We start from the raw sequence: 26,206 nt of genomic DNA, 5'->3' as shown, positions 1-26,206 counted from the left end.
CGGGCCGTCGGACCCACCTAGTGTCCCCGCTCGTGCCCGACTCGACGGCGGTACCGGCGCCCAGACCGGACTCGGTTCCTCCTCTGTTCCACCGCGCGGTGGCGTCGCTGGCGGCCGTCCGCCCGCGCCCCGAGCTGGTGGTCCGCCCCCTGGAGGCGCCGCCCCGGCTCGCCCCCTACAGCTGGGCCGTGAGCGTGGAGGCCGACATCGGCCACCGCGGCGACGGCACGGACGACCTCGACGAGCCGGACACGTCGGGCCGCCTGATCCTGCTGCACGACCCGGCCGGGCAGGACGCGTGGGAGGGCACCTTCCGGCTCGTCTGCTTCGTGCAGGCGCGGCTGGAGCGCGAGCAGCTCGGCGACGAGATGCTCCCCGTGATCGCGTGGTCCTGGCTCACGGAGGCGCTCGCGGAGCGTGACGCACGGCACGCCACCCTCGGCGGCACCGTCACGCAGACGAGCTCGGTCCGGTTCGGCGACATCGCCCCCGCCGAGCGGGACGACGACGTGGAGCTCCGGGCCTCCTGGACCCCGGTCGCGGAGGACGGCGACCTCGGCCCGCACGGCGCCGCTTTCTGTGAGCTCGTGGCGACCGCCGCGGGCCTGCCGCCGGTGGGGGTGCGAACGCTTGCGCAGCGAACGAGCTGATTTAAAGATGAACTTGCTGGTCACGGGCCGGACACGCTCCGTGGATCACCCGGATGGGGGCATCAGCGGCGACATCGCTGTAACTTTCACCCTGAGAAGTTCGATCGGATACACGACGTTAGACCGCTTGGGGGGCTACAGTTCCTCCACGACACCTCCTCGGGCGGTCGGGGGCAACTCTCCGTCCCACCGGGGTCCCGGTGTTGGTCGGGGGGCAACGACCGACTCCAGGGAGGTAGTGACGTGGCCGTAGTAGGCCAGGGCACACCGATGCGCGGCACCACTGGTGCTGTGCATACCGCGATGGTTCCCCATCCGCGGGAAGAGCAGTTCACGGTGCTGGTGGTCGACGACCACCCGCTCCTGCGTGAGGCCATCGCGGCGCGCCTGCGCTCGATGGGCGCGGGAACCGTGCACGAGGCGGCGTCGGTCGCCGAAGCGCGGGCGAGGGCGCAGGCCTACGGGCCGTGCGATCTCGCGATCCTCGATCTCGGCCTGCCGGACGGCAGCGGGCTCGATCTCGTGACCGAGCTGCGCCAGCTCGGCTGGAACCGGCTGGTGGTGCTGGCGTCCTCGGACGACCCGTACGCCGTGCGGTCGGCCTTCCAGGCGGGGGCTCAGGCATACCTGCTGAAGTCCGCGTCGCCGGCGGTGGTGACCGACGGCGTGAAGCGGGTACTCGACGGTGGGGTCTACGCGGACCCGACCGTGGCGCCGTTACTGGCTACGGGCACCAGAGTGCCGGGCACCGACAACACCCCGCGCGAGCTGTCGGCGCGCGAGGTCGAGGTGCTGCAGCTCGTCGCGGACGGGCAGTCGAACAAGGAGATCGGCGAGGCGCTGAGCCTCTCCGCCCTCACCGTGAAGAGCCACCTGTCACGGATCGGCCGCAAGCTGGGCACCGGGGACCGCGCGCAGATGGTCGCGCTGGCCATGAGAGCCGGGGTCATCCGCTGACACACGCACGAACGCGCGGGGTCGCGCGGTGACATCGCGACGAGTTCGCGGAGTCGCGAGTTGACTCCGAACGGCCCGGGGGGAGGGCCGGCTCCGGACGACGATCCACGTGATCGCCCGGGGACCGGCCCCTCCGTCGCGCCCGCACCAGGCGCCGCGGACGAAGGCCCGGCGCCCACCCCCCTGCTGCGACCCGCGGACGGCCTCCCCGAGGTGGTCCTCGACGCGGCCGGGGTCGACCGCACCGTCCAGGCGCTCAAGGCCGGCAGCGGCCCGATCGCCGTCGACGCCGAACGGGCGTCGGGCTTCCGGTACTCCCAGCGCGCCTACCTGGTCCAGCTGCGCCGCGCCGGCTCCGGGTCCGCCCTGGTGGACCCGGTGCCACTGGGCGGGGACCTCTCCGCCCTCGCGGCCGCGATGGACGGGCCGGAATGGGTGCTGCACGCCGCGTCCCAGGACCTCCCGTGCCTGGCCGAGGCGGGGCTGCGCCCGGCGAGCCTGTTCGACACCGAGCTGGCCGGCCGGCTCGCGGGCATCCCGCGGGTCGGCCTGGGCCCGCTGGTGGAGCGGATGCTCGGGCTGTCGCTGGAGAAGGGGCACGGCGCCGCGGACTGGTCGCGCCGCCCGCTGCCCGAGGACTGGCTGGTCTACGCCGCGCTCGACGTCGAGGTGCTCGTCGAGCTCCGGGACGTCCTGGCGGACCTGCTCGCCGAGCAGGGCAAGCTCGACTGGGCGTACGAGGAGTTCGAGGCGGTCCGCACGGCCGGCCCGCCGCCGCCGCGGGTGGACCCGTGGCGGCGCACCTCGGGCATGCACAAGGTCCGCAAGCCGCGCGCGCTCGCGGCCGTGCGCGCGCTGTGGGAGGCCCGGGACACGCTCGCCGCCGAACGGGACGTCGCGCCCGGCCGGGTGCTGCCCGACGCCGCGATCGTCGAGGCGGCCGTGGTCTCCCCGACCTCGCCGCAGGCACTGGCCCAGCTCCCGGTCTTCCGCGGGCGGGCGCAGCGCAAGCTGACGTCGTACTGGTTCCGGGCTCTGCACTCGTCCCAGATGCTGGCGGACTCCGACCTCCCGCGGGCCGCGGCGCCCACGGACGGGCCGCCCCCGGTGTCCCGCTGGGCCGACCGGGAGCCCGCGGCCCCCGCGCGGCTCCCCGCGGCCCGCGCCGCGGTCGCCGCGCTGAGCGAGCAGTGGTCGATCCCGGTCGAGAACCTCCTGCAGCCGGACCTGATGCGCCGCCTGTGCTGGGCCCCGCCCGCGGACGGCGACGTGCCCGGCTTCCTGGCCCGGGGCGGCGCCCGCGAATGGCAGATCACCCTGACGACCCCGGGCCTCGAACAGTCCCTGGCGGCGCACCCCTAGCTGCATTATGGAGCCACAACTGTCGTTCTCGGGGCCCGAAACGACAGTTGTGGCTCCATAACGCTGTTCATGTGGTGGGGAGGCGAACCGTCACGGTCAGGCCGCCACCCGGGACGGGTTCGGCCGAGACCGTGCCGCCGTGGGCGGCGACGACCGCCCGGACGATGGACAGGCCCAGGCCCGAGCCCGGGACTGCGCCCGTGCGGGCGACCGGGCCCCGGCGGAAGGGCTCGAAGAGCTCGCCGACCCGGTCCGGAGCGATCTCCGCCCCGCTCGACGCGACGCGTAGCTCGGCCTCCGTGCCGGTGGCGGTGCTGCAGACGGTGGTGGAGACCTCCACCCAGCCGCCGTCGACGTTGTGCCGCACCGCGTTCTCGACGAGGTTCCCCGCCACCCGTTCCAGGAGCGCCGGATCGCCCTCGGTCGGCGCGGACGGGCCCGTGCAGGTCACCCGCAGGCCCCGCCGCCCGGCCTCGGCCGCGGTCACCCGGACCGCGTGGCGGCCGGCCTCGCGCAGGTCCACGGGCCGCCGGGCCACCTCGCCGAGGGCCTCGGTCCGCGCGAGCAGCAGCAGGCCGGAGACCAGGTCGTCCGCCCGGCGGGTGGCGTCGCGCACGACCTCGCCCATCCGCCGCAGCTCCGCGACGTCGGCGGCGGGATCGGAGAGGGTGACGTCGACCTCGGTGCGGAGCACGGCGAGCGGGGTGCGCAGCTCGTGGCTGGCGTTGGCGACGAACCGCTGCTGCGCCTCGAACGCGGCCTGCAGCCGGGCGAGCATCCCGTCGAAGGTGGCGGCGAGCTCGGCCAGCTCGCCGCGCGCGTCCGGCAGTCCGAGCCGCTCGTCGAGGGACTCGGCGGACAGCCGCTGCGCGGTCCGCGTGATCTCGTGCAGGGGCGCGAGCACCCGACCCACCAGCACCCAGGAAACCAGTCCCGCCGCGATCACGACCAGCGGGAACGCGATCAGCCCGGCCCGGAGCAGCTCGGCGCGGGCGGCGCCACGGACCGCCGCCGTGACCGCCTCGGCCGGGACGTCCAGGTCCCCGACCCGCACCAGCGTGCCCGGCGGCAGGGTGGGCACGGAGCCCGCGACGCTGCCCACCAGCAGCCAGCCCAGCCACAGCAGCAGCGCGCTGACCAGCGCGACCAGGGCGGTCCCCAGGAGGGTCAGCTGCCAGCGCAGCGTCAGGCGGCGCACGGCCGGGAGACTAACCGGCGGCCGGCACCCGGTACCCGGAGCCCACCACGGTCTCGATCACCCCGGGCTCCCCCAGCTTCTTGCGCAGGGTCATCACGGTGACGCGCACTGTCGTGGTGAACGGGTCCGCGTTCTCGTCCCAGACCCGTTCCAGGAGCTCCTCGCTCGACACCACGGCCCCGCCCGCGCCGAGCAGCACCTCGAGGACCCCGAACTCCTTGCGGGTCAGCTCCACCGGCTGGTCCGCCCGCAGCACCGTCCGCTTCCCCGGATCGAGGGCCACGTCCCCGGCCACCAGTAGCGGCGGCACGGCCGGCGAGGCCCGCCGGCCCAGCGCGCGGACCCGGGCGACCAGCTCGGGGAAGTCGAAGGGTTTGGCGAGGTAGTCGTCCGCGCCGCGGGACAGGCCGTCGACCTTGTCCTCCAGGGCGCCGCTCGCGGTGAGCATGAGCACCCGCGTGGTGGCCCCCGACGCGACGATCGCGGCGCACAGGTCGTCCCCGTGCATGCCGGGCAGGTCCCGGTCGAGCACGACGACGTCGTAGCGGGTGAACGAGGACTTCTCGTGCCCGCTGTCGCCGTCGAGCGCGACGTCGACCGCCATCCCCTCGCGCCGCAGCCCGCGAGCCACGGCCTCGGCGAGGGGCTCCTCGTCCTCCACCACCAGGACGCGCATCAGGCCTGGTCCGCCTCGCTGGTGGCGGGATCGGCGGCGAGCGTGACCAGACACCCCGGCAGCGCCGACGCCCACTCGGTGACCCGCCGCGCCACGTCCTGCGCGGTCAGCCCCACCGCGGCCAGCACGTCGCCGCGGCTGCCGTGCTCCAGGAACTCCTGCGGCAGCGCGATGTCCCGTTGCGGCACATCGCATTCGGCCGAGCGCAGCACGTCCGCCAGCGCGGAGCCGAAGCCGCCGTGGCGCCCCGCGTCCGCCACCGTCACGACGAGCCGGTGCGCCTTCGCGAGCCCGATCAGCTCCCGCGGCACCGGCAGCACCCAGCGCGGGTCCACCACGGTGACCGGGACGCCCTGGCGGGCCAGCCGCTCCGCCGCCTGCACACCCAGCTCGCCGAACGACCCGACGCACACCATCAGCACCGTCGGGTCGGGGTCCTCGCGCAGCACGTCCACCGAGCCGGTGCGCCGGACCGCGGGCACGGACTCGATGACCGGCCCCTTCGGGAAGCGCAGCGCGGTGGGCCCGTCGTCGATCGCCAGGGCCTCCCCCAGCTCCTCGCGCAGGCTGCCGGCGTCCCGCGGCGCGGCGACCCGGATGCCCGGCACCACGCCGAGGATCGACAGGTCCCACATGCCGTTGTGCGACGGCCCGTCGCTGCCGGTCACGCCGGCCCGGTCCAGGACCAGCGTGACGGCCTCGCGGTGCAGCGCGACGTCCATCATCAGCTGGTCGAAGGCCCGGTTGAGGAAGGTCGAGTACACGGCGACGACGGGGTGCATGCCGCCGCGGGACAGGCCGGCCGCCGAGGTCAGCGCGTGCTGCTCGGCGATCCCGACGTCCACGCAGCGCTCCGGGAACGCCTTCTGGAACTTCGCGAGCCCGGTCGGCCCGAGCATCGCCGCGGTGATCGCCACGACCTCCGGGCGCTCGGCGGCGATCTGCACCAGCTCGTCGGAGAAGACGCTGGTCCAGCCGGTGGTCTTGGGGCCGGTCGGCAGACCGGTGGCCGGGTCGAAGGCGGCCGGGCTGTGCATCTGCTCGGCCTCGTCGTTCTCGGCCGGGGCGTAGCCGTTGCCCTTGCGGGTCACCGCGTGGACGACGACGGGGCCGCCGAAGTGGCGGGCGCGGCGCAGCGCGGACTCCATGGCGGCGACGTCGTGCCCGTCGACCGGCCCGAAGTACTTGAGCCCCAGGTCCGCGAACAGCTCCTGGGGGCTGATCGCGTCCTTGATGCCGGCCTTGAGCGCGTGCAGCCCGGCGTAGACCGCGGGCCCGACCACGGGGGTCGTCCGCAGGGTGTTCTTGCCCGCCTCGAGCAGCCGCTCGTAGGCGGGCTGCAGCCGCAGGGTGGCCAGCCGGTCCGCCAGCCCGCCGATCGTCGGCGCGTAGGAGCGGCCGTTGTCGTTCACGACCACGACCACGTTGCGGTCCTTGGCCGCGGCGATGTTGTTCAGCGCCTCCCAGGCCATGCCGCCGGTGAGCGCGCCGTCGCCGATCACCGCGACCACGTGCCGCTGCTGGCCGGTCAGCGAGTAGGCCCGTGCGAGCCCGTCCGCCCAGCTCAGCGAGCTCGACGCGTGGGAGGACTCGACGTGGTCGTGCACGCTCTCGGTCCGCGAGGGGTAGCCGGACAGCCCGCCCGTCTTCTTGAGCTGGTCCCACCCCTCCTGACGGCCGGTGAGCAGCTTGTGGACGTACGCCTGGTGCCCGGTGTCCCAGATCAGCGTGTCCCGCGGGGAGTCGAAGACCCGGTGCAGCGCGATCGTCAGCTCGATCACGCCGAGGTTGGGGCCCAGGTGGCCGCCGGTGCGGGCGACGGAGCTGACCAGGAAGTCCCGGATCTCCACCGCGAGCCCGGCCAGCGCGTCGGGTCCGAGCCGCTTGAGATCGGCCGGGCCCCGGATCGAGGACAGGACGGATGTCGGCTGCACGCTCACACCGTCCCTCGCTTCGCTCGGTCCGGCGCTCCGCGCCCGCACCGTGCCGACTGTTCGCTCGCGAGCTCGCTCACGGTCCCCACTCTACGAGCGTGCCGGCGGTGCCGGTGTCGGCGACACCCACTCGTCACGCGCGGGCAACGGGTTCCAGCAGGTCGGCGACGTGGGCGATCTCGTTGACCGTCCGCGGCTTGCGCACCCCGTCCCGGCGGGCGACGACCCTGGTCACGCCCGCGTAGTCCAGCGGGAAGGGCAGCGGCTTCGCGACGCCCAGCAGGTGTCCCAGGTAGACGTTGATCACGCCCGCGTGGGCGAACACGACCGCCGAGCCACGGCCGGGGTGCGCCTCGACGATCCCCTCGATCGCCTCCACCACCCGGGCTGTGAACCCGCTCACGTCCACGTGCTCCGGCAGGTGCCCGTCGACCATCCGCTGCCAGACCTCGGGGAACTCCTGGGCCATCTGGTGGATCGGGACGTACTCGGGATCGTCCGCGTCGTACTCGCGCAGGGCGTCGAGCGCGCGGACCTCGAGGCCGCGCTCCCGGGCCAGCGGCGCCGCGGTCTGCCGCGCTCGGGCCAGGGTGCTGGCGTAGATCGCGTCCACCGGCTCGCCCGCGAGCGCGCCGACCACTCGCTCCGCCTGCTCACGGCCGAGATCGGCGAGGACGGGATCGGCGCTGCCCGCGGCCCGCTCGGGCAGCCCGTGGCGGACGAGGACGAGCCTCACGCGGGGACGTGCTCCGCGTGACCGGCCTCGCGCAGGGCTCCCTTGAGCCGCTCCGCGACCGCGTCCTGCTCCGCCGCGTCGACCTCCTTCGCCGCGTTCGCGAAGTCGAAGGCCGCCATGTCCCAGGCCGGGTAGACGTGCAGGTGCAGGTGGGGCACCTCGAACCCGGCGATCAGGAACGCGACGCGCGGCGGGCTCCACAGCTCCTGCACGACCTTCGCGATGCCGTGCGACACCGAGGTCAGGTGCGCCATGAGGTCCGGGGAGGCGTCGACCCAGTGGTCGACCTCCTCGCGCGGCACGACGAGGGTGTGTCCCGGTCCGAGCGGGTTGATCGAGAGGAACCCGACGCAGCGCTCGTCCGACCAGACGAACCGGGCGGGCAGCTCGCCCGCGATGATCTTCGTGAACAGGGTGCTCATCACCGTGGACCCTACAACTGTCGGTGGCCTCTCCTAGAGTTCGTGCCATGCCCCGAACGATCGCCACGAACACGGACGTCGACCGCGCCGAGCTGACCGAGTTCCTCCGCCCCCGCCACAAGGTCGTGCTCGTCACCTTCCGCAGGGACGGCTCGCCCGTGGGTTCGCCGGTCACCTCGGGGGTGGACGAGCAGGGCCGCATCGTGATCGCCACCTATCCCGAGCGGGCGAAGTCCCACAACGTCGCGCGCACCGGCACGGCGTCCGTCGTCGTGCTCAGCGACGAGTTCAACGGCCCGTGGGTCCACGTCGACGGGGATGCCGAGCTGCTCACCCAGGGCGGGGACGGGGCCGACGATCCGGCGGTGGACGCGCTGGTCGACTACTTCCGCAGCATCTCGGGCGAGCACCCGGACTGGGCGGAGTACCGGCAGGCCATGGTCGACCAGGGCAAGGCGTTGATCCGCATCACACCCACCCGGTGGAGCCCGGTGGCGACGGGTGGGTTCCCCGCGCGTCTCGCGGAGTCCTGACGGGGTCGCGCCCGGTAGCGTGACGACCTCCCGCCCCGGCAGCCCGGGGCGGATCGAGCGAGCAGGGAAGTAGGGACCAGCATGCGGCCGTGGCCGGGCAACCCGTACCCGTTGGGTGCGAGCTACGACGGCGCGGGAACGAACTTCGCGGTGTTCTCCGAGGCGGCCGAGAAGGTGGACCTCTGCCTGTTCTCGCAGCGCGGCAAGGAGACCCGGGTTCCGCTCACGGAGGTCGACGGCTTCGTCTGGCACGCCTACCTCCCGGCGGTCGAGCCGGGCCAGCGCTACGGCTACCGCGTCCACGGCCCGTACGACCCGGGGCAGGGCCTGCGCTGCAACCCCGCGAAGCTGCTGGTGGACCCGTACGCCAAGGCGCTCGACGGGCCGGTGAAGTGGGACGAGGCCGTCTTCGGGTACCAGTTCGGGGACCCGTTGTCGCGCAACGACAAGGACTCGGCGCCGTTCGTGCCGAAGTCGGTCGTCGTCAACCCCTACTTCGACTGGGGCTCCGACCGGCCGCCGAAGATCCCGTACCACGAGACCGTGATCTACGAGGCCCACGTGCGGGGCCTCACGATCGCGCACCCCGAGATCCCGGCGGAGCTGCGCGGCACCTACGCCGGCCTGGCGCACCCGGCCATGATCGAGCACCTCACCCGGCTCGGGGTCACGGCCGTGGAGCTCATGCCCGTGCACGAGTTCCTCAACGACCACCACCTGCAGGAGAAGGGGCTGTCGAACTACTGGGGCTACAACACCCTGGCGTTCCTCGCCCCGCACCACTCCTACTCCACGCGCGGCAGCCGCCCCGGCAGCCAGGTGCACGAGTTCAAGGCGATGGTCCGGGACCTGCACGAGGCGGGCATCGAGGTGATCCTCGACGTCGTCTACAACCACACGGCCGAGGGCTCCGACATGGGGCCGACGCTGTCCATGCGCGGCATCGACAACCACGCGTACTACCGCCTGGTCGAGGACGACCCGCGCTACTACATGGACTACACGGGCACCGGGAACTCGCTCAACGTCCGCAACCCGCACACCCTGCAGCTGATCATGGACTCGCTGCGCTACTGGGTCACCGAGATGCACGTCGACGGCTTCCGCTTCGACCTCGCGTCGACGCTGGCGCGGGAGTTCTACGACGTCGACCGGCTGAGCGTGTTCTTCGACCTCGTGCAGCAGGACCCGGTGATCTCGCAGGTCAAGCTGATCGCCGAGCCCTGGGACGTCGGGCCGGGCGGCTACCAGGTCGGCAACTTCCCGCCGCTGTGGACGGAGTGGAACGGCAAGTACCGGGACACCGTGCGGGACTTCTGGCGCGGCGAGCCCGGCACGCTGGGCGAGTTCGCCTCCCGGCTCACGGGGTCGAGCGACCTCTACCAGGACGACGGCCGGCGCCCCTACGCGTCGATCAACTTCGCCACCGCGCACGACGGGTTCACCCTGGCGGACCTGGTGTCGTACAACGACAAGCACAACGACGCCAACGGCGAGGACGGGAACGACGGCGAGAGCCACAACCGCTCCTGGAACTGCGGCGTCGAGGGCCCGACGGACGACGAGGCGGTCGTGGCGCTGCGGGAACGCCAGCAGCGCAACTTCCTCACCACGATCATGCTGTCCCAGGGCGTCCCGATGCTCCTGCACGGCGACGAGCTGGGCCGCACCCAGAGCGGCAACAACAACGTCTACTGCCAGGACAACGAGACGGCGTGGGTGGACTGGTCGCTCGCCGGCAAGAACGCCGGGCTGGTCGGGTTCACCTCGGGCGTCGCGGCGCTGCGCCACGCGCATCCGGTGTTCCGCCGGCGGCGCTTCTTCCAGGGCAAACCGATCGCCCCGCGGCGGCGGGACTCCCTGGCGGACATCGCCTGGTTCACCCCGGACGGCACCGAGATGACCGAGGGCGACTGGGACTCGGGCTTCGGCAAGTGCGTGATCGCCTTCCTCAACGGCGAGGGCATCGCGGACGTCGACCCCCGCGGCGAGCGGGTCACGGACGACTCGTTCCTCATCGCCTTCAACGCGCACTGGGAGGACATCGACGTGACCCTGCCCGGGCCCGAGTACGGCAAGGAATGGGCCATCGTCGTCGACACCGCGGCGGGTGAGGTGGTCACGCTGGCCACGGTGCCCGGGGTGGTCGCGGCGGAACCGTTGATGACCAGGGCGCAGGCGGTGCACACCATCCCGGCCCGCTCCCTCCTCGTGCTGCAGCGGACCGTGTGATGGCGCGCCCCAGCACCACCTACCGGCTGCAGTTCTCGAAGGACCAGACCTTCCAGCGGGGCGCCGAGCTCGTCGCCTACCTGGACCAGCTCGGCATCGGCACGCTCTACTCGTCGCCGCTGCTCGAGTCGGGGGCCGGGTCCAACCACGGGTACGACGTCGTCAACCCCACCTGGATCTCCGTCGAACGCGGCGGGATCGAGGGCCTCGACCTGCTGCTCCGGGTCCTTCGCGAGGCGGGCATGACGATGCTGATCGACATCGTCCCCAACCACGTGGGCGTCGAGGTCCCGCGGGCCAACCCGTGGTGGTGGGACGTCCTGGCGCACGGGCAGGGCTCGCGGTGGGCCGGGCACTTCGACATCGACTGGGCCGCCGGCCCCCTGCTGCTCCCGATCCTCGACGCGGACGAGGCGGGGGCCCTGGAGCAGCTGAAGATCGAGAACGGGGAACTCCGCTACTACGAGCACGCCTTCCCGCTCGCCCCCGGCACCGGGGACGGCTCGCCGCAGGAGGTGCACGAGCGCCAGCACTACCGCCTGGTGTCCTGGAAGCGCGGCGCGGCCGAGCTGACCTACCGGCGCTTCTTCGACGTCTCCACCCTCGCCGCGGTGCGCGTCGAGATCCCGGAGGTCTTCGAGGACACCCATCGCGAGGTCCTGCGCTGGCTCTCCGAGCACCCCGAGATCGTCGGCCTCCGCGTGGACCATCCGGACGGGCTGGCCGACCCCGGCGCCTACGTCCGACGGCTGCGGGAGGCGATCGGGCCGGACCGGTGGCTGCTGGTCGAGAAGATCCTGCACCTCGGCGAGGAGATGCCGGCGTCCTGGCCGGTCGACGGCACCTCCGGCTACGAGGCCCTGGCGGACGTGCAGGGCGTGTTCGTCGACCCGTCCGGCGCGGGCCTGCTCACGCAGTTCGCCGCCGAGCACACGGGGGTCCGGGAGTCCGCGCACGCCGCGGAGCACCGCGGGCGCCGTGAGGTGGCGGACACGATCCTGGCGGCCGAGGTGGCGCGGATCGCGGGGGTCGCCCTCGGGGTGCCGGGCGTCAGGGCGGCGCTCGAGGCGTCGGCGGGGCCTTCCGGGGCTGCCGAGGGAGCCGAGGGAGCCGAGACCGTCGAGGGAGCCGAGAGCTCCGACGCCCCCGTGGCTTCCGAGGTCTCCGAGGCCGCCGGCGCGGACTCGTCGGAGCGGCTGCGGGAGGCCGTGGCGGAGTTCCTGTGCGGCTTCCCCGTGTACCGCTCCTACCTGCCCGAGGGCCGCGAGTCCCTCGACGTGGCGGTGTCCGTGGCGCGGGCGAACCGGCCCGACCTGGCGCCGGTCCTCGGGGCGCTGCACGCCGCACTGCTCGCCGACCCGCACGGGCTGCTGGCCACGCGGGTGCAGCAGACCTCGGGAATGATCATGGCGAAGGGCGTCGAGGACACGGCGTTCTACCGCTGGAACCGGTTCGTCGCGCTCAACGAGGTCGGCGGCGACCCGAGCAGGTTCGGCCTGTCCCCCACCGGTTTCCACACCGCCTTCGCCGCGCGCGAGGCCGGTCGGCCGGCCACGATGACCACCCTGTCGACCCACGACACCAAACGCTCCGAGGACGTCCGGGCGCGCCTCGCGGTGCTCGCGGAGATCCCGCGCGAGTGGACGGACCTCCTGCGCGACTGGTCGGCGCGGTACCCGCTGCCGGACCGGTCGCTGGAGCTGCTGGCCTGGCAGTGCCTCGTCGGCGCCTGGCCGGTCCCGCCGGAGCTGCCGGACTTCCGGGCCCGCCTGGTCGCCTACCTCGGCAAGGCCTCGAAGGAGGCCAAGCTCGTCACGTCCCACGTGGACGCGGTGCCCGAGGTGGACGCCGCGATCGCCGCCTGGCCGGAGCAGGTCCTGTCCGACCCGGAGCTGGTCGCGGAGATCCAGGCGTTCGTGGACCGGATCTCCGGCCCGGGATGGTCGAACTCGCTGGGCCAGAAGCTGCTGCAGCTGGCCGGTCCGGGGGTGCCGGACGTCTACCAGGGCACGGAGCTGTTCGAGTACTCCCTGGTCGACCCGGACAACCGCAGGCCCGTCGACTTCGCGGCACGGCACGCCCTGCTCGCCCGTCTCGACGAGGGCTGGCTCCCGGACGTGGACCCGGAGGGCGCGGCGAAGCTGCTGGTCACCGCCACGGCCGCGCGGCTGCGCCGGTACCGCCCGGAGCTGTTCCACGGCTACCGCGCGGTGCCCGCCCAGGGTGCGGCGGCCGAGCACGCGGTCGCCTTCCAGCGGACGGGCAAGCTCGTCGCCGTCGTCACCCGGCTGCCGGTGGGCCTCGCCGCGAAGGGCGGCTGGGGGGACACGGTGCTCCCGCTCCCGGACGGCGCGGCGGACTGGCACGACATGATCACGGACACCCCGGTCGAGGGCAACGCCCCCCGCCTGGACACCCTCCTGTCCCGCTACCCCGTCGCCCTGCTCGTCCGCCCCGTCTGACGGGTGATCAGCAGGACCTCCCGTCGTGATCACCAAGAATGCGGATCCTCGGCCACCGGTGGCCGACTTTCCGCACTCTTGGCGATCATGACGGTGGTCAGCCGCGGCGGTGCAGGACGGCCGCCCGCGGCCGTCGTGCACCGCGGGGAGTGATCACGCCCCGGTCGACAGCACTCCGGCCCTGATGATCACTCCCACTTCTCGATGAGCCAGGCGCAGACCTCGGCCTCGGTCATGTGCGGGAACTCGTCGACGAAGTTCGCGAGTCCCCGGGTCGCCTCGTCGCGGTCCAGACCGTGCGCGAGCGCGGCCCGCATGTACTCGGCGCGGGCCGCGGTCGGCCGGCCCCCTCCGCTGCCCCGCCCGGGCAGCCCCTCCCGCCAGCTCACGATCTCCCCCATCCGCTCGGGCCGCCAGCCGGGCGTCCCGTCGATCTCCACGTCGGGAGCGGGGAACGGATGCTCGGAGTCCGAGGGGTAGCGCGAGCGCCACTTGTGCACGGCATGCCGGGTCACCTCCATCGCCTCGGCGATGCCGAGGACGCCGACATAGCGCTCGATCATGGAGACACCGTATCGGCAGGTTCGTCGTCTCTTGTCGAGACGACGTTAGCGCAACGATGTCCACGACGTCGACAAGGTTCTCACGAGAAGGACGCGAGCTCCCCGGTCCGGCCCCGATCTCACGCGGGCCCGGGGCCGAGGCCGGCAGGCGCGCACTCACGTCCGACTCCGCGGAGATCCGGCTCGCTCCCCGCCGCATCCGCGGGTCAGTACCAGATGACGCAACACGGTGCGCATGACGCGCATCACGAAGGGAACCCCGGCGCCGTCTTGGACGTTTGACCAACTGAAATCTCGACGATCGAAACATGATCACGGGAACACGGACCGAGGGGAGTTCGGTGAGTGAGCTCGCAGTACGACTGAAGGACGTCGTCGCGGCGACGGATGCCTACCGGCAGACCGCCGCCCGCCTCCTCGGCCTCGGGGTCCCCGAGGCCACCATCCTGGTGCACCTGCTGCACGAGGGCCCGCGGACGCCGTCCGCACTGGCCCGTCGCGTCGGCGTCTCGCCGGCGAGCGCGACCGCACAGCTCGACCGCCTGGAACTGGCAGGCAATGTGGTGCGGCGCGGGAACCCGCGGGACCGCCGGAGCATTCTCGTGGACCTGACCGACCGGGGCCGGGAATTGGGCTCCCGGCTGTTCGCCGCCTACAGCGCCGAGATCGACGACGGCACGGCGGACGTCGATCCGGCCACCGTTGCGGAGATGGCCGTGGTGCTCGACCATCTGACGAGGCGCCTGGAGGACAAGGCCGCCGACGAGCCGGCGCTCGCGGCCGAGCTCGAGGAGCTCCGCGGTGACCGGTCGACGTTTCCGTAGCGGAATGTTTCGGAAATCGTACTTCTCGGCTGCGCGACTTTATGGACGGAAATGCGGCTGTTCAGCCGATTACCGAGAGGTTGCACTTTCCTAGAATTGCGTACGGCAACGTGCCTGGAACCGGGGAACCCCCCACCCCACCGGTACCTCGTTGCCGGGACCGCCGGTCGATGAGTGCCCCCCGACCGGCCGGCGGTCCCGACCTCCCTCCCGCGGCCGGCGGCGCTCCGAGGAGGTCACAGCGGCCCGGCCGGGCGCGTCGCGGCGGGGACGGGCAGGATCGGCGCGTGGCTGAGTACGCGGTGTGGGCCCCGACCCAGGACAGGGTCCGGGTGCTGGTGGACGGCGAGACGCACGCGCTGCGCCGGGACGCCGGCGGCTGGTGGCGGGGCGAGGTCGAGGACAACGGGCCCGGCTCGGCCTACGCGTTCCTGGTCGGCGACGATCCGACGCCGCTCCCCGATCCCCGCTCGCTCTGGCAGCCCAACGGCGTCCACTCGGCCTCGCGGCGCTACGACCAGGACGCCTTCTGGTGGACCGACCAGGCCTGGACCGGCCGCACGCTGGCCGGGAGCGTCCTCTACGAGTGCCACATCGGCACCTTCACCGACGGCGGCACGTTCGACGCCGCGATCGAGAAGCTCGACCATCTCGTCGCGCTCGGCATCGACCTGGTGGAGCTGCTGCCGGTCAACGCCGTGGACGGGCCGCGGAACTGGGGCTACGACGGCGTCGGCTGGTACGCGGTCACCGAGAACTACGGCGGCCCGGACGGGCTGAAGCGCTTCGTCGACGCCGCGCACGCGCGGGGGCTCGGTGTGGTGCTCGACGTGGTCTACAACCACCTGGGCCCCTCCGGCGCCTACCTCGACCGCTTCGGCCCGTACTTCGCCGGCAGCAACATCTGGGGCCCGTCGCTCAACCTGGACGGCGCGTGGTCGGACGAGGTGCGCCGCTTCGCGATCGACAACGCGCTGATGTGGCTGCGGGACTTCCACATCGACGGTCTGCGGATCGACGCCGTGCACGCGCTGCGGGACACCCGCGCCCAGCACGTCCTCGAGCAGCTCGCGGTGGAGGTGCAGTCGCTGGAGGCGCACGTCGGGCGGCCGCTGTCGCTGATCGCGGAGTCGGACCTCAACGACCCCCGCATGATCACCAGCCGCGAGGGCGGCGGGCTCGGGATGACCGCCCAGTGGGGCGACGACATCCACCACAGCCTGCACTGCGTCCTCACCGGCGAGGGCCAGGGCTACTACGGGGACTTCGCCGACGCCGACCTCGCCGGGCTCGCCCATGTGCTGCGCCGGGGCTTCCTGCACGAGGGCAGCTGGTCGAGCTTCCGCAAGCGCACCCACGGCGCCCCGGTGGACACCGCGCGCATCCCCGGCCACCGGTTCGTGACGTACCTGCAGAACCACGACCAGATCGGCAACCGGGCCGAGGGCGACCGGCTCACCCAGCTGCTCTCCCCCGGCATCCTGGCCTGCGGGGCCGCGCTGCTGTTCACCTCGCCGTTCACGCCGATGCTGTTCATGGGCGAGGAGTGGGGCGCGCGGACGCCCTGGCAGTTCTTCTCCTACTTCCCGGACCCCGGCCTGCGCGAGGCGGTGCGCAAGGGCCGCACCGCGGAGTTCGCCGAGCACGGCTGGGGAGACGTGGAGGTGCCGGACCCCAACGCGGAGAGCACCTTCCACAACTCCACGTTGGACTGGACGGAGCAGGACGACGAGCCGCACGCCACGCTGCTCGCGATGTACAGGGAGCTCATCGCGCTGCGCAAGGCGTGGCCGGAGCTGTCGGACCCGTGGCTCGACGAGGTGGGGGTCGACGTCCATCCGGAGGCCCGCACGCTGGTGATCCACCGCGGCCGGCTGCGGGTGCTGGTGAACCTGGGGCCCGAGGAGGTCGGCCTCGACCTGGGCTCGACCGTCACGCGGATCCTGCTGGCGAGCGAGCCCACCACGAGCGAGGGCGCCGCGATCACGCTGCCGGGCGAGGCCTTCGCCATCGCCGTCCTGGAGGACTAGCGAGCGGCCGGCTCTCGCAGGCGGACGCCTGGTCCGAGCATCAGGTCGCCGCAGAGGCTGTGAGGGCGGTGACCAGCCCGCGGAAAGCGGGGGCCGCCTGGTCCGCGGTCGCGCCCGCGCAGAGCATCAGCTCCCGGTGCGCCCACGGCTCCCGCAGGTCGCACACCTCCAGGCGGAGGTCGGCGGGCACCGCCCGGCGCGGGACGATCGCGAGCCCGACCCCGGCCGCCGCGAGCGTGACGACGGTGCCCAGTCCCGCCGCGAGCGTGCGGTACCGCAGCACCGGGGCGTGCGGCCCGGCCCGGCCCGCGATCATCACGGCGAGCGGGGTCGCGGGATCCAGCCCGATCATCGGGTGCTCGGCCGCCTCGCGGTGGTCGATCTCGGTGCGCCCGGCGAGCACCCCGCCGGCCGCCCCGATCACGACGAGCGAGTCGTCCCCCAGCGGTGTGCCCTCCAGCTCGGTGTCCCGCGCGACGTCGGCGAGCACGATGCCCAGGTCGGCGGCACCGTCGGCGAGCGCGCGGGCCGTCTCCGGGCTGGGCCGCTCCGCCACCCTGACGTCGGCGTCCGGGTGCTCCAGGAGGAAGGTCGCGAGGGCTGCGGGCACCAGGCCGTGCATCGCGGAGCTGCCGGTGAGCAGCACCAGCGGCGCGCCACCCGCCCGCGCGTAGCCGGCCACGGCGCCCTCGAGCCGCGCGGCGTGGGCGAGGACCTCGCGGGCGTGCCGGGCCAGGGCGACGCCCGCGGGGGTCGGCCGGACCCCGCGCCGCTCCCGCACCAGCAACGCCACGCCGGCCTGCGCCTCCAGGCCCCGCACCCGCGCGCTCGCCGAGGGCAGGCTGAGGTGGGTCCGCCGGGCCCCCGCGGTGATCGATCCCCCGGTGACCACCTCGACGAACAGGCGCAGGTCGGTGAAGTCGTACTGCACGCCGTCAGCCTATGTCGTGGCCTTACCCGGGGCGCGGGACTTCCGCATTGTGCCCCGGCGCCGGGACACCGACGGTGGGGACGTGAACGGGATCCTGCTGGCGCTCCTCGCGGGCATCGCCGCGGGCGCGCTCAACGCGGTCGGCGGGGGCGGCACCTTCGTGGCCCTGCCGGCGCTCGTCGCGGCCGGGCTGTCGCCGGTGGTCGCGAACGCGTCGGCCACCGTGGCGCTGCTGCCCGGGGCGATCGCCGGGGCGTGGGTGTACCGGCGGGAGATCGGGCCGGTCGGAGACGTCCCGCTCACGGCCGTGACGGGGGCGAGCCTGCTCGGCGGGACGGTCGGGGCGGTCCTGCTGCTGGCCCTGCCGTCCCGGTCGTTCGCCGTCGCGGTGCCCTGGCTGCTCGCCTTCGCCACGCTGGTACTGCTGGTCGGGCGGCGGGCGTCCGCGATGATCACCCGGCGATCCCGGAGGGCGGGTCACGGCCCGCGTGGCAGCGGGCTGCCCGGTGGCGTGGGCCGGCCCGGCGACACCGCGCCCAGCGACACCCTGCCCAGCGACACCCTGCCCAGCGACACCGCGCCCGGCAACACCCTGCCCGGCAACACCCTGCCCGGTGGCGTCCGCCGGCCCCGCGACCCCACACCCGGCGAGATCGGTCGGCCCGGCGACGCCACGGCGCCGGGCGGCGAGGGCGAACGCCGGACGGCAGGCGGCGAGCGTGGGCGCCGGGCCGTGGACGGGGCGGCGGGTCGCGCCGGTCCGCCGCGGCGGGCCTCCGGGTTCCTCACCGCCCAGGCCCTCGTCGCCGTCTACGGCGGGTACTTCGGCGGCGCCGTCGGGATCCTCATGCTGGCCATGTGGGGCGTCGCCCGCGGCGTCGGTCCCGCGGCGGGGAACCCCACCCGCGTCACGCAGACCGCCGCGGTCTACGCGACCGCGGCAGCGCTGTTCCTCCTGGCCGGGGACGTCCTGGCGGAGCCGTGGCCGATGCTCGCGATGCTCGGTGGCGGCATCGCGGGCGGGATCGCGGGCGCGCAGGTGGGCCGGCGCCTCCCGGCACCGGCCCTCCGCGCGACGGTCCTGGTCACCGCGGTGGCGATGACCGTCCTGTACTGGGTCTGAGGAGCGCACTGAAGAGCTCGGGCCGACTGCGCGCCGTCGCTACGGCCGGAGCTCTTCAGCACACTCCTAGTGGTCGCCGAAGACCACGGTGTAGTGGGCGCGGTGGCGGTCGTTGCCCTCGTAGGCGAGGCCGACCGCGAAGGTCTTGGCCTGGGGGTTGAGCAGCCAGGCGTTGTGGGGCGCGGAGCCCTTCCACCAGTTCACCGCGGCCTGCGGGCCCGTCCAGGCCGTGCTGCCGGTGCCCCAGTAGTTGATCTCGCCGACGAAGCCGGTGTAGCCGGAGCAGAACTGGACGCGCTGGGCGATGCCCATGCCGCGGGTGTCGACGTGGTTCGACGGGGAGAAGCCACGGGCGTCGCTGTCGAGGCTCGCCCACATCGCCGGGCGGGCCAGCGTGCGGGAGTAGGTCAGCGCCTTCAGGCCCTTCGAGGCGCGGTAGGAGTTGATCGCGTTCGCCACGTCGATCTCCCAGTCCATGTGGTCCAGGGCGAGGCCGTCGACGTAGGAGCCGTAGCCACCCCGGCCGCCGGGGTTGTAGGCGCAGTCCGCGGGGGCGGCGGACGCGGCGGGGGCGGCGACGACGGCGATCCCGCCGACGCTCGCGACACTGAGGACGGTGGCGGCGGCGAGTCGGACGGCGGTGCGGCGGAGGGCGGCGGTACGCATCTCGTTGTCTCCCTTGAGGGATTCGGTGCGGCGGTCCGGTTCGTCCGCCGATGGGAGAAGCATCCGGTAAACGCCGCGCTGCGCCGATGGTGTGCTCCCCCGCCCGTACCCCCGTGATCACCGGGGGCAGGCCCCCTGGCGCCCAGCCGAGATGAACGTCAGGGCGATTCGATCATGGACGGAATCGCCCTGAGGTTCATCTCGGCACGAAAACGGCCCCTCCGAGTGCGGGAGGGGCCGTTTCCGGGGTGGATCAGATGAGGCCGGTCAGATCAGACCCAGGCCCTTCACGGCCTCGCGCTCCTCGACCAGCTCGGCGACGGAGGCGTCGATCTTCTCGCGGGAGAAGGCGTCGATCTCCAGGCCCTGGACGATCTCGTACTTGCCGTCCTTCGTGGTGACCGGGAAGGAGGAGATGATGCCCTCGGCCACGCCGTAGCTGCCGTCGGACGGGATGGCCATGGAGGTCCAGTCGCCCTCGGCGGTGCCGTTGACCCAGGTGTAGACGTGGTCGATCGCGGCCGACGCGGCCGACGCGGCCGACGACGCGCCCCGGGCCTCGATGATCGCGGCGCCGCGCTTGGCGACGGTCGGGATGAAGGTGTCCTTCAGCCAGGACTCCTCGACCTGCTCCGCGGCGATCTTGCCGTTGACCTCGGCGTGGTAGAGGTCCGGGTACTGCGTGGCGGAGTGGTTGCCCCAGATCGTGAGCTTCTTGATCTCGGTCACCGGCACGTTCAGCTTCTGCGAGAGCTGCGCGAGCGCGCGGTTGTGGTCGAGCCGGGTCATCGCGGTGAAGCGCTCGGCCGGGACGTCCGGCGCCGCGGACTGCGCGATGAGGGCGTTGGTGTTGGCCGGGTTGCCGACGACGAGGACCTTGATGTCGTCCGCCGCGCCGGCGTTGATGGCCTTGCCCTGCGGGGCGAAGATGCCGCCGTTGGCCTCGAGGAGGTCGCCGCGCTCCATGCCCTTGGTGCGGGGGCGGGCGCCGACGAGCAGGGCGACGTTCGTGCCGTCGAACGCCTTGGTCGCGTCGTCGAAGATCTCGACGCCGGCCAGCAGCGGGAAGGCGCCGTCGCTCAGCTCCATCGCGGTGCCCTCGGCGGCCTTGACGGCCTGGGGGATCTCCAGCAGGTTCAGCCTGACCGGGGTGTCGGACCCCAGCAGCTGCCCTGAGGCGATCCGGAAGAGCAGCGCATAACCGATCTGGCCAGCGGCTCCGGTGACAGTGACGGTGACAGGAGTGGACACGCGGTGAGGCTATCCCTCTCCTCCCGCGCGCGCCGCGACGGGGATCACGCTGGTGGCAGGCATCTCGTCCGGCGAGGCGGCTAGTCTCTGCGCGTGCCGAAGCAGGAGGACTCCACCCAGGCGATCCCCGTGACCTACGTCCGGGCGCTCTTCGGCGCGCTCGGCTGGGGGGTGATCGCGTTCGCCCTCCAGGTCCTGTTCGGGGACAACGGCGGCGCCGCCGGGCTGCTGATCCAGGTCGGCTGGATCCTCATCGCCGTGGTGCTCGCCGCCTGGCCCACCTCGTACACCGCGCGCCGGCGCGGCTGGCCGGAGCTCTGGAAGCTGTTCCTGCTGGCCACGCCCGCGTTCTGGGTGCTCCGCGCGATCACCCTGATCCTCCACAACCTGCTCTTCCGGTAGGTCGTGCGACCGCCGCCCCGGATCGTCGCAGGCCTGCTGGCCTGCCTGGCCCTCCTGGCGGGGTGTGCCGGGGCGCGCACCCAACCGCCGCCGCGGCCGGGTCCCGGGGACGTGGTCCTGCCGGTCACCGCGCAGGCCATGGCGTGTCCCGCGGGGCGACCCGGCGAGGGGAGGCCGCCGGTCAGGTTCGGGTCGAAGGACTTCGCGGAGCAGTACATCCTCGGCGAGCTCTACACCCAGGCCCTGCGCGCCCGCGGCTACTCCGTGACGCTGCAGTCCAACATCGGCGGCTCCGAGGTGATCGACCGCGCCTTCGCGACCGGCCAGATCGACGCCTACGCCGAGTACCTCGGGGAGATCACCAGCAGCGTCGCGAACCTCCCGCCGAGCGCCGGGCCCGAGGCGACCTACGCCGCTGCGCAACGGTTCGAGGAGACGGAGCGGCAGGCCGTCGTCGGGAGACAGACGCCGTTCGAGAACACGGACGTGATCGTCGTCCGGACCGACCTCGCGCGGCGGTACGGGCTGGTCGGCATCGGTGACCTGGCGCGGATCGGGACCGCGGGAGACGGGGTGGCGCTGGCCGGGCAGCCGCCGTTCGCGACCCGGCCCACCGGGCTCCCCGGCCTGCGCACCACCTACGGGCTCGGCGGGCTCCGCTTCGTGTCCGTGGCCGCGGACCAGGTGTACGAGGCGCTCGACGAGGGCCGGGCGAACGCCGCGGACGGCTTCTCGACCGACGGGGCGCTCGCGGGCGGCGCCTACACGGCGTTGGCGGACCCGCAGCGCCTCTTCCGCGACCAGTTCGTGGCGCCGGTGGTGACACGGGCCGTCGCGGACGCGCAGGGGCCCGAGTTCGCGCAGACCCTGGACTGCGTGTCCGCGCTGCTCACGACCGCGGTGATGCAGGACATGAACAAGCAGGTCCAGCTCGACGGCGCCGACCCCGGCCAGGTCGCGACCGCCTTCCTGACCCGCTACGGCGTCCTCTCGTGAGTGGCGATAGTCGCTCTGGCGACTATCGCCACTCACGGGGGGCTACCTGCGGCGGCGGGAGCTGACCACGCCGGTGTCGAAGCCCGCGAGGTGCAGGCCGCCGGCGAAGCGGGCGTGTTCGACCTTGAGGCAGCGGTCCATGACGACCGTCAGGCCGGCCTCCTCCGCGCGTGCCGCGAGGGCCTCGTCCCAGAGGCCGAACTGCAGCCACCAGGTCTGCACGCCGTCCAGGGCGAGGGTCTCGTCGAGGACGGCGGGGAGGTCCTCCTGGCGACGGAAGACGTCGACGAGGTCGGGGACGCCCGGGAGCTCGGCCAGCGACGGGTAGACCGGGCGGCCGAGGATCTCGGTGGCGTTCGGGTTCACGAACCAGACCTCGTAGTCCGTGGACGAGAGCAGGTAGGTCGCCACGAAGTTCGACGCCCGGGCGGGGTTGGGCGAGGCGCCCACCATCGCGACCGTCCGGGTCTCCCGCAGGATCCGCTGCCGTTCGGAAGCGGACGGGTTCTCCCAGCTCGACGGGTCGTTCCGCACGTCGCTCTCCCCGGTCATGACGCCCCCAGAGCCTGGTCGAGGTCCCAGAGGATGTCGTCGACGTCCTCCAGGCCCACGCTGATCCGGATCAGGTCCTCCGGCACCCCGGCCTCCTCGAGCTGCGACGCGGTGAGCTGCTGATGGGTCGTCGAGCCCGGGTGCAGCACCAGGGTGCGCGCGTCGCCGACGTTGGCGAGGTGGCTGCAGAGCTGCACGTTCTCGATGAACCGCGCCCCCGCCTCCCGGCCGCCGCGGACCCCGAAGCTGAACACCGCGCCCGGGCCCTCGGGCAGGTACCGCTGCGCCCGGGCGTGGTGCGGATGGTCCGGCAGCCCCGCGTACCGCACGTACTCCACGCGCGGGTCCGCAGCCAGCCACTCGGCGACCCGCTGCGCGTTGGCCACGTGCGCCGGCATCCGCAACGGCAGCGTCTCCACGCCCTGGAGCAGCAGGAACGCGCTGTGTGGCGACAGCGAGGGGCCGATGTCGCGCAGCTGCTCGGCGCGCAGCTTCGTGAGGAAGCCGAGCTCCTGGAAGTTCCCCCACCAGGTCAGCCCGCCGTACGACGGGACGGGTTCCGTCATCGTCGGGAACCGGCCGTTGCCCCAGTCGAACCGGCCGGACTCGACGACCACCCCGCCCAGGGTGGTGCCGTGCCCGCCGAGGAACTTCGTGGCCGAGTGGATCACGATGTCCGCACCGTGCTCGATCGGCCGGCACAGATACGGGGTGGCGAGGGTGGCGTCGACGATCAGCGGGACGCCGGCAGCGTGGGCGACGTCCGCGAGCCCGGCCAGGTCCGCCACCTCGCCCCCGGGATTGGAGACGACCTCGGTGAACACGAACCTGGTGTTCTCCCGGATCGCGGCGGCGTAGTCCGCGGGTTCACCGCCGGGGACGAAGGTCGTGTCGACCCCGAACCGGCGGAGCGTGACGTCGAGCTGGGTGATCGTGCCGCCGTACAGCCCCGACGCCGCGACGGCGTGGTCCCCCGCCCCGGCCAGGGCGGCGAAGGTGAGGAACTCGGCGGCCTGCCCCGACGCCGTCGCCACCGCGCCGATCCCCCCGTCGAGGCTCGCGATCCGCTCCTCCAGGGCCGAGACCGTGGGGTTCGCGATGCGGCTGTAGATCAGCCCGTACTTCTGCAGCGCGAACAGGCTCGCCGCGTCCTGCGTGTCCTCGAAGACGAAGCTCGTGGACTGGTAGATCGGCACCGCCCGTGCCCCGACCGCGGAGTCCGGCACCGCCCCCGCATGCACCGCCCGCGTCCGAAACCCGAAAGCCCGATCCCCGCTCACGCCCCCACCCTACGTCCGCATCATGGAGCCGCACCGCACGCGTGAAGCGCTCGAACAGTCCATTGTGGCTCCACAGTGCGGGTCAGGGGCGGGGGAGGCGGACGAGGCCCTCCTGCATCGTGGTCGCGATCAGGGTGCCCTCCTCGGTGAAGAAGCGGCCCTGGGCCAGGCCCCGGCCTCCGGAGGCGGCGGGGCTCCAGCACTCGTAGAGCAGCCAGTCGTCCATGCGGAAGGGCTGGTGGAACCACATGGCGTGGTCCAGACTCGCCATCTGCAGCGAGGTCGTCGACAGGTCGTGACGGGCCACCACCGAGCTGAGCAGCGACAGGTCCGACAGGTAGGTCAGCAGGCAGACGTGGCGCAGCGGATCGTCGGGGAGCTTCCCGCCGGCCCTCATCCACGCCCGGATCGGCTCGTCCGTGGCCACCCGGTCCTCGGTCCACGGGTGCTCGTCGACCAGCCGCATGTCGACGGCCCGATTGATCCACTTCAGCCACTGGGAGCGCGCGGTCGCCTCCACACGCTGGTGCAGCACGGGCAGCTCGTCCGGGCCCGGGACCGCCGCCCGCGGCCCGACGGAGTGCTCGAGGCCCTGCTGCGCGAGCTGGAAGGACGCCGACAGCGCGAAGATCGCCTTGCCGTTCTGGATCGCGAGCACGCGGCGGGTGGAGAACGACTGCCCGTCCCGGACCCGCTCCGTCCGGTAGACGATCGGGCGGCTCGGGTCGCCCCCGCGGATGAAGTAGGCGTGCAGCGAGTGCACGTGCCGGTCCGCCTCGACGGTCCGGCCCGCGGCCACGAGCGCCTGCCCCGCGACCTGCCCGCCGAACACGCGCGGCGGCGACTCGGGCGGGCTCGCGCCGCGGTACAGGTCGATCTCGAGCTGCTCGAGATCGAGCAGGTCCATGAGGACGTCGAGGTCGGCCTGCCCCGCCGGAGTGGTGGTCACCCCGGAATCCTGCCCTAGGCGTGATCCTCTTCGCCCAGCCGGTGCACCCGGATGAGGTTCGTCGAGCCGACGGTCGAGGGCGGCGAGCCCGCCACGATCACCACCAGGTCACCCGGCTGGAACCGGCCGATCGACAGCATCGCCTGGTCGACCTGGCGGACCATGGCGTCCGTCGAGTCGACCGTCTCGACCAGGAAGGTCTCGACGCCCCAGGTCATCGCGAGCTGGCTGCGCACCTCGGGGGCCGGGGTGAAGGCCAGCAGCGGCAGCCGGGTGTGCAGCCGCGCGAGCCGGCGCACCGTGTCGCCGGACTGCGAGAACGCGACGAGCGCCCGCGCCGAGAGCCGCTCGCCGATGTCGCGGGCCGCGTAGGAGAGCACGCCGCGCTTGGTGCGGGGCACGTGGTTCAGCGGCGGCACGCCGGCCGGGCCCGCCTCGACGGCCTCGATGATCGTGGCCATCGTCCGGACCGTCTTGATCGGGTACTTGCCCACGCCGGTCTCGCCGGAGAGCATCAGCGCGTCCGCGCCGTCGAGCACCGCATTGGCCACGTCGCTCGCCTCGGCGCGGGTCGGCCGCGAGTTCGTGATCATCGAGTCGAGCATCTGGGTGGCGACGATGACCGGCTTGGCGTTCTCCCGGGCGATCTGGATCGCCCGCTTCTGCACCAGCGGCACGTTCTCGAGCGGCAGCTCGACGCCCAGGTCGCCGCGGGCGACCATGACCCCGTCGAACGCCAGCACGATGGCCTCGAGGTTGTCGACGGCCTCGGGCTTCTCCAGCTTGGCGACGACCGGCAGCTTGACGCCGACCTTGTCCATCACCCGGTGCACGCCGTCGATGTCCGCGGGGCTGCGCACGAAGCTCAGCGCGATGACGTCCACGGTCAGGCCCAGCGCGAACTCCAGGTCCGCGAGGTCCTTCTCCGACAGCGCCGGCACCGAGACGTTCATCCCCGGCAGCGACAGGCCCTTGTTGTTGCTGACCGGGCCGCCCTCGGTGACCTTGCAGACGACGTCGTTGCCCTCGACCTCGATGACCCGCAGGCCGACCTTGCCGTCGTCGATGAGCAGGCGGTCCCCGGCGCGGGCGTCCGCGGCCAGACCCTTGTAGGTGGTGGAGACGCGGTCGTGGGTGCCGGCACAGTCGTCGACCGTGATCCGGACCTCCTCACCGGTCTGCCATTCGGTGGGACCGTCGGCGAACGTGCCGAGCCGGATCTTCGGGCCCTGCAGGTCCGCCAGGATGCCGACCGCGCGCCCCTCGGCGTCCGCGGCCTGGCGCACCATCTCGTAGACGCGCTTGTGGTCGTCCCGCGTGCCGTGACTGAAGTTGAGGCGGGCGACGTCCATCCCGGCCGCGACCAGTTCCCGGACGCGGTCGGGCGTCGCGGTGGCGGGGCCGATGGTGCAGACGATCTTGGTGCGACGAGTCACGCGGACCAGCGTAGCGCGGTCTCTTTAACGATCAGGTTGAA

24 protein-coding genes are annotated in these 26,206 nt (G+C 73.0%); 11 read left to right on the top strand and 13 right to left on the bottom strand.

What is annotated here, in order from left to right; translation table 11 throughout:
• Positions 1 to 32 precede the first annotated feature (32 nt).
• The 3 genes from ABD324_RS07995 to ABD324_RS07985 all read left to right on the top strand — a co-directional run bounded on the left by ABD324_RS07995 (position 33) and on the right by ABD324_RS07985 (position 2,969).
• Positions 33 to 650 carry a DUF3000 domain-containing protein gene (locus tag ABD324_RS07995; RefSeq protein WP_344414043.1) on the top strand — a complete coding sequence of 206 codons (618 nt, stop codon included), beginning with the start codon at positions 33 to 35 and terminating at the stop codon, positions 648 to 650.
• 303 nt (positions 651 to 953) lie between these two features.
• Entirely contained in the window at positions 954 to 1,607 is a 654-nt protein-coding gene (locus ABD324_RS07990) for a response regulator (protein WP_344414041.1), read from the top strand.
• A gap of 213 nt (positions 1,608 to 1,820) precedes the next feature.
• Positions 1,821 to 2,969: an HRDC domain-containing protein gene (locus ABD324_RS07985; RefSeq protein WP_425565754.1), complete on the top strand. Its 1,149-nt coding sequence runs from the start codon at positions 1,821 to 1,823 to the stop codon at positions 2,967 to 2,969.
• 67 nt (positions 2,970 to 3,036) lie between these two features.
• On the opposite strand, the gene ABD324_RS07980 is transcribed toward ABD324_RS07985, so the two are convergent.
• The 5 genes from ABD324_RS07980 to ABD324_RS07960 form a co-directional block, all read right to left on the bottom strand.
• Entirely contained in the window at positions 3,037 to 4,167 is a 1,131-nt protein-coding gene (locus tag ABD324_RS07980) for a sensor histidine kinase (protein ID WP_344414039.1), read from the bottom strand.
• Between the two features lie 10 nt (positions 4,168 to 4,177).
• Complete coding sequence (locus tag ABD324_RS07975) at positions 4,178 to 4,843, bottom strand: response regulator transcription factor (RefSeq protein ID WP_344414037.1); 666 nt, start codon at positions 4,841 to 4,843, stop codon at positions 4,178 to 4,180.
• A complete protein-coding gene (gene dxs, locus ABD324_RS07970) occupies positions 4,843 to 6,777 on the bottom strand; it encodes a 1-deoxy-D-xylulose-5-phosphate synthase (protein ID WP_344414035.1) in 1,935 nt (644 codons plus the stop codon). Before dxs ends, ABD324_RS07975 begins: the two co-directional genes overlap by 1 nt.
• 133 nt (positions 6,778 to 6,910) lie before the next feature.
• Positions 6,911 to 7,513, bottom strand: a complete 603-nt coding sequence (locus ABD324_RS07965) for a histidine phosphatase family protein (RefSeq protein WP_344414033.1) — start codon at positions 7,511 to 7,513, stop codon at positions 6,911 to 6,913.
• Positions 7,510 to 7,935, bottom strand: a complete 426-nt coding sequence (locus ABD324_RS07960; RefSeq protein WP_344414031.1) for an HIT family protein — start codon at positions 7,933 to 7,935, stop codon at positions 7,510 to 7,512. The genes ABD324_RS07965 and ABD324_RS07960 overlap by 4 nt, the downstream gene beginning before the upstream one ends.
• Before the next feature lie 47 nt (positions 7,936 to 7,982).
• Between ABD324_RS07960 and ABD324_RS07955 the strand changes: the two genes are divergently transcribed.
• The 3 genes from ABD324_RS07955 (at position 7,983) to ABD324_RS07945 (ending at position 13,162) form a co-directional block, all read left to right on the top strand.
• Positions 7,983 to 8,468, top strand: coding sequence for a PPOX class F420-dependent oxidoreductase (locus tag ABD324_RS07955; protein ID WP_344414029.1), 486 nt, complete (start codon positions 7,983 to 7,985; stop codon positions 8,466 to 8,468).
• 81 nt (positions 8,469 to 8,549) lie between these two features.
• The gene (glgX, locus tag ABD324_RS07950) at positions 8,550 to 10,700 is read left to right on the top strand and encodes a glycogen debranching protein GlgX (RefSeq protein ID WP_344414027.1); all 2,151 of its coding nucleotides are present in this window, start codon (positions 8,550 to 8,552) and stop codon (positions 10,698 to 10,700) included.
• The gene (locus tag ABD324_RS07945) at positions 10,700 to 13,162 is read left to right on the top strand and encodes a malto-oligosyltrehalose synthase (RefSeq protein WP_344414025.1); all 2,463 of its coding nucleotides are present in this window, start codon (positions 10,700 to 10,702) and stop codon (positions 13,160 to 13,162) included. The genes glgX and ABD324_RS07945 overlap by 1 nt, the downstream gene beginning before the upstream one ends.
• Before the next feature lie 188 nt (positions 13,163 to 13,350).
• Here the strand turns inward: ABD324_RS07945 and ABD324_RS07940 are convergent, their stop codons facing one another.
• Complete coding sequence (locus ABD324_RS07940) at positions 13,351 to 13,725, bottom strand: hypothetical protein (RefSeq protein ID WP_344414023.1); 375 nt, start codon at positions 13,723 to 13,725, stop codon at positions 13,351 to 13,353.
• Positions 13,726 to 14,066: 341 nt separating this feature from the next.
• On the opposite strand from ABD324_RS07940, the gene ABD324_RS07935 reads away from it, so the two are divergent.
• Together ABD324_RS07935 and treZ are read left to right on the top strand one after the other, a co-directional pair.
• On the top strand, positions 14,067 to 14,549 hold the full coding sequence (locus tag ABD324_RS07935) for a MarR family winged helix-turn-helix transcriptional regulator (protein WP_344414021.1): 483 nt from the start codon (positions 14,067 to 14,069) through the stop codon (positions 14,547 to 14,549).
• Positions 14,550 to 14,836: 287 nt separating this feature from the next.
• Positions 14,837 to 16,579: a malto-oligosyltrehalose trehalohydrolase gene (gene treZ, locus ABD324_RS07930; RefSeq protein ID WP_344414019.1), complete on the top strand. Its 1,743-nt coding sequence runs from the start codon at positions 14,837 to 14,839 to the stop codon at positions 16,577 to 16,579.
• A 40-nt stretch (positions 16,580 to 16,619) separates the two neighbouring features.
• Here treZ and ABD324_RS07925 read toward each other — a convergent pair whose 3' ends face one another.
• Positions 16,620 to 17,510, bottom strand: coding sequence for a LysR family transcriptional regulator (locus ABD324_RS07925; protein ID WP_344414017.1), 891 nt, complete (start codon positions 17,508 to 17,510; stop codon positions 16,620 to 16,622).
• An 82-nt stretch (positions 17,511 to 17,592) separates the two neighbouring features.
• On the opposite strand from ABD324_RS07925, the gene ABD324_RS07920 reads away from it, so the two are divergent.
• Positions 17,593 to 18,633: a sulfite exporter TauE/SafE family protein gene (locus ABD324_RS07920; RefSeq protein ID WP_344414015.1), complete on the top strand. Its 1,041-nt coding sequence runs from the start codon at positions 17,593 to 17,595 to the stop codon at positions 18,631 to 18,633.
• Positions 18,634 to 18,699: 66 nt separating this feature from the next.
• Here the strand turns inward: ABD324_RS07920 and ABD324_RS07915 are convergent, their stop codons facing one another.
• Positions 18,700 to 19,299 (bottom strand): CAP domain-containing protein, encoded by a 600-nt coding sequence (locus ABD324_RS07915; RefSeq protein ID WP_344414013.1) that lies wholly within the window; start codon positions 19,297 to 19,299, stop codon positions 18,700 to 18,702.
• 267 nt (positions 19,300 to 19,566) lie between these two features.
• Entirely contained in the window at positions 19,567 to 20,550 is a 984-nt protein-coding gene (locus ABD324_RS07910; RefSeq protein ID WP_344414011.1) for a malate dehydrogenase, read from the bottom strand.
• Between the two features lie 93 nt (positions 20,551 to 20,643).
• On the opposite strand from ABD324_RS07910, the gene ABD324_RS07905 reads away from it, so the two are divergent.
• Together ABD324_RS07905 and ABD324_RS07900 are read left to right on the top strand one after the other, a co-directional pair.
• Positions 20,644 to 20,952: a hypothetical protein gene (locus ABD324_RS07905; protein WP_344414009.1), complete on the top strand. Its 309-nt coding sequence runs from the start codon at positions 20,644 to 20,646 to the stop codon at positions 20,950 to 20,952.
• A gap of 3 nt (positions 20,953 to 20,955) precedes the next feature.
• On the top strand, positions 20,956 to 21,948 hold the full coding sequence (locus tag ABD324_RS07900) for an ABC transporter substrate-binding protein (RefSeq protein ID WP_344414007.1): 993 nt from the start codon (positions 20,956 to 20,958) through the stop codon (positions 21,946 to 21,948).
• Positions 21,949 to 21,990: 42 nt separating this feature from the next.
• On the opposite strand, the gene ABD324_RS07895 is transcribed toward ABD324_RS07900, so the two are convergent.
• The 4 genes from ABD324_RS07895 to pyk all read right to left on the bottom strand — a co-directional run bounded on the left by ABD324_RS07895 (position 21,991) and on the right by pyk (position 26,165).
• On the bottom strand, positions 21,991 to 22,500 hold the full coding sequence (locus ABD324_RS07895; protein WP_344414005.1) for a CoA-binding protein: 510 nt from the start codon (positions 22,498 to 22,500) through the stop codon (positions 21,991 to 21,993).
• A complete protein-coding gene (locus ABD324_RS07890) occupies positions 22,497 to 23,780 on the bottom strand; it encodes an O-acetylhomoserine aminocarboxypropyltransferase/cysteine synthase family protein (protein WP_344414003.1) in 1,284 nt (427 codons plus the stop codon). Before ABD324_RS07890 ends, ABD324_RS07895 begins: the two co-directional genes overlap by 4 nt.
• Before the next feature lie 82 nt (positions 23,781 to 23,862).
• Complete coding sequence (locus ABD324_RS07885) at positions 23,863 to 24,687, bottom strand: acyl-CoA thioesterase (RefSeq protein WP_344414263.1); 825 nt, start codon at positions 24,685 to 24,687, stop codon at positions 23,863 to 23,865.
• A gap of 56 nt (positions 24,688 to 24,743) precedes the next feature.
• Complete coding sequence (gene pyk / locus ABD324_RS07880; RefSeq protein WP_344414001.1) at positions 24,744 to 26,165, bottom strand: pyruvate kinase; 1,422 nt, start codon at positions 26,163 to 26,165, stop codon at positions 24,744 to 24,746.
• Between the last annotated feature and the right edge of the window lie 41 nt (positions 26,166 to 26,206).

It is taken from the genome of Pseudonocardia ailaonensis (assembly GCF_039531635.1).
Classification (GTDB): Bacteria; Actinomycetota; Actinomycetes; order Mycobacteriales; family Pseudonocardiaceae; genus Pseudonocardia; species Pseudonocardia ailaonensis.
The sequence above is the reverse complement of the archived record's forward strand: the minus strand, read 5'-3'. Positions and strand labels throughout refer to the sequence as shown.

What these genes read in the sequence shown, in the direction of transcription:
- ABD324_RS07990 (WP_344414041.1), top strand. Translation starts at nt 954, where the DNA reads ATGGTTCCCCATCCGCGGGAAGAGCAGTTCACGGTGCTGGTGGTCGAC.
- ABD324_RS07975 (WP_344414037.1), bottom strand. Translation starts at nt 4,843, where the DNA reads ATGCGCGTCCTGGTGGTGGAGGACGAGGAGCCCCTCGCCGAGGCCGTG.
- ABD324_RS07960 (WP_344414031.1), bottom strand. Translation starts at nt 7,935, where the DNA reads ATGAGCACCCTGTTCACGAAGATCATCGCGGGCGAGCTGCCCGCCCGG.
- ABD324_RS07955 (WP_344414029.1), top strand. Translation starts at nt 7,983, where the DNA reads ATGCCCCGAACGATCGCCACGAACACGGACGTCGACCGCGCCGAGCTG.
- glgX (WP_344414027.1), top strand. Translation starts at nt 8,550, where the DNA reads ATGCGGCCGTGGCCGGGCAACCCGTACCCGTTGGGTGCGAGCTACGAC.
- ABD324_RS07945 (WP_344414025.1), top strand. Translation starts at nt 10,700, where the DNA reads ATGGCGCGCCCCAGCACCACCTACCGGCTGCAGTTCTCGAAGGACCAG.
- ABD324_RS07940 (WP_344414023.1), bottom strand. Translation starts at nt 13,725, where the DNA reads ATGATCGAGCGCTATGTCGGCGTCCTCGGCATCGCCGAGGCGATGGAG.
- ABD324_RS07915 (WP_344414013.1), bottom strand. Translation starts at nt 19,299, where the DNA reads ATGCGTACCGCCGCCCTCCGCCGCACCGCCGTCCGACTCGCCGCCGCC.
- ABD324_RS07895 (WP_344414005.1), bottom strand. Translation starts at nt 22,500, where the DNA reads ATGACCGGGGAGAGCGACGTGCGGAACGACCCGTCGAGCTGGGAGAAC.
- ABD324_RS07885 (WP_344414263.1), bottom strand. Translation starts at nt 24,687, where the DNA reads ATGGACCTGCTCGATCTCGAGCAGCTCGAGATCGACCTGTACCGCGGC.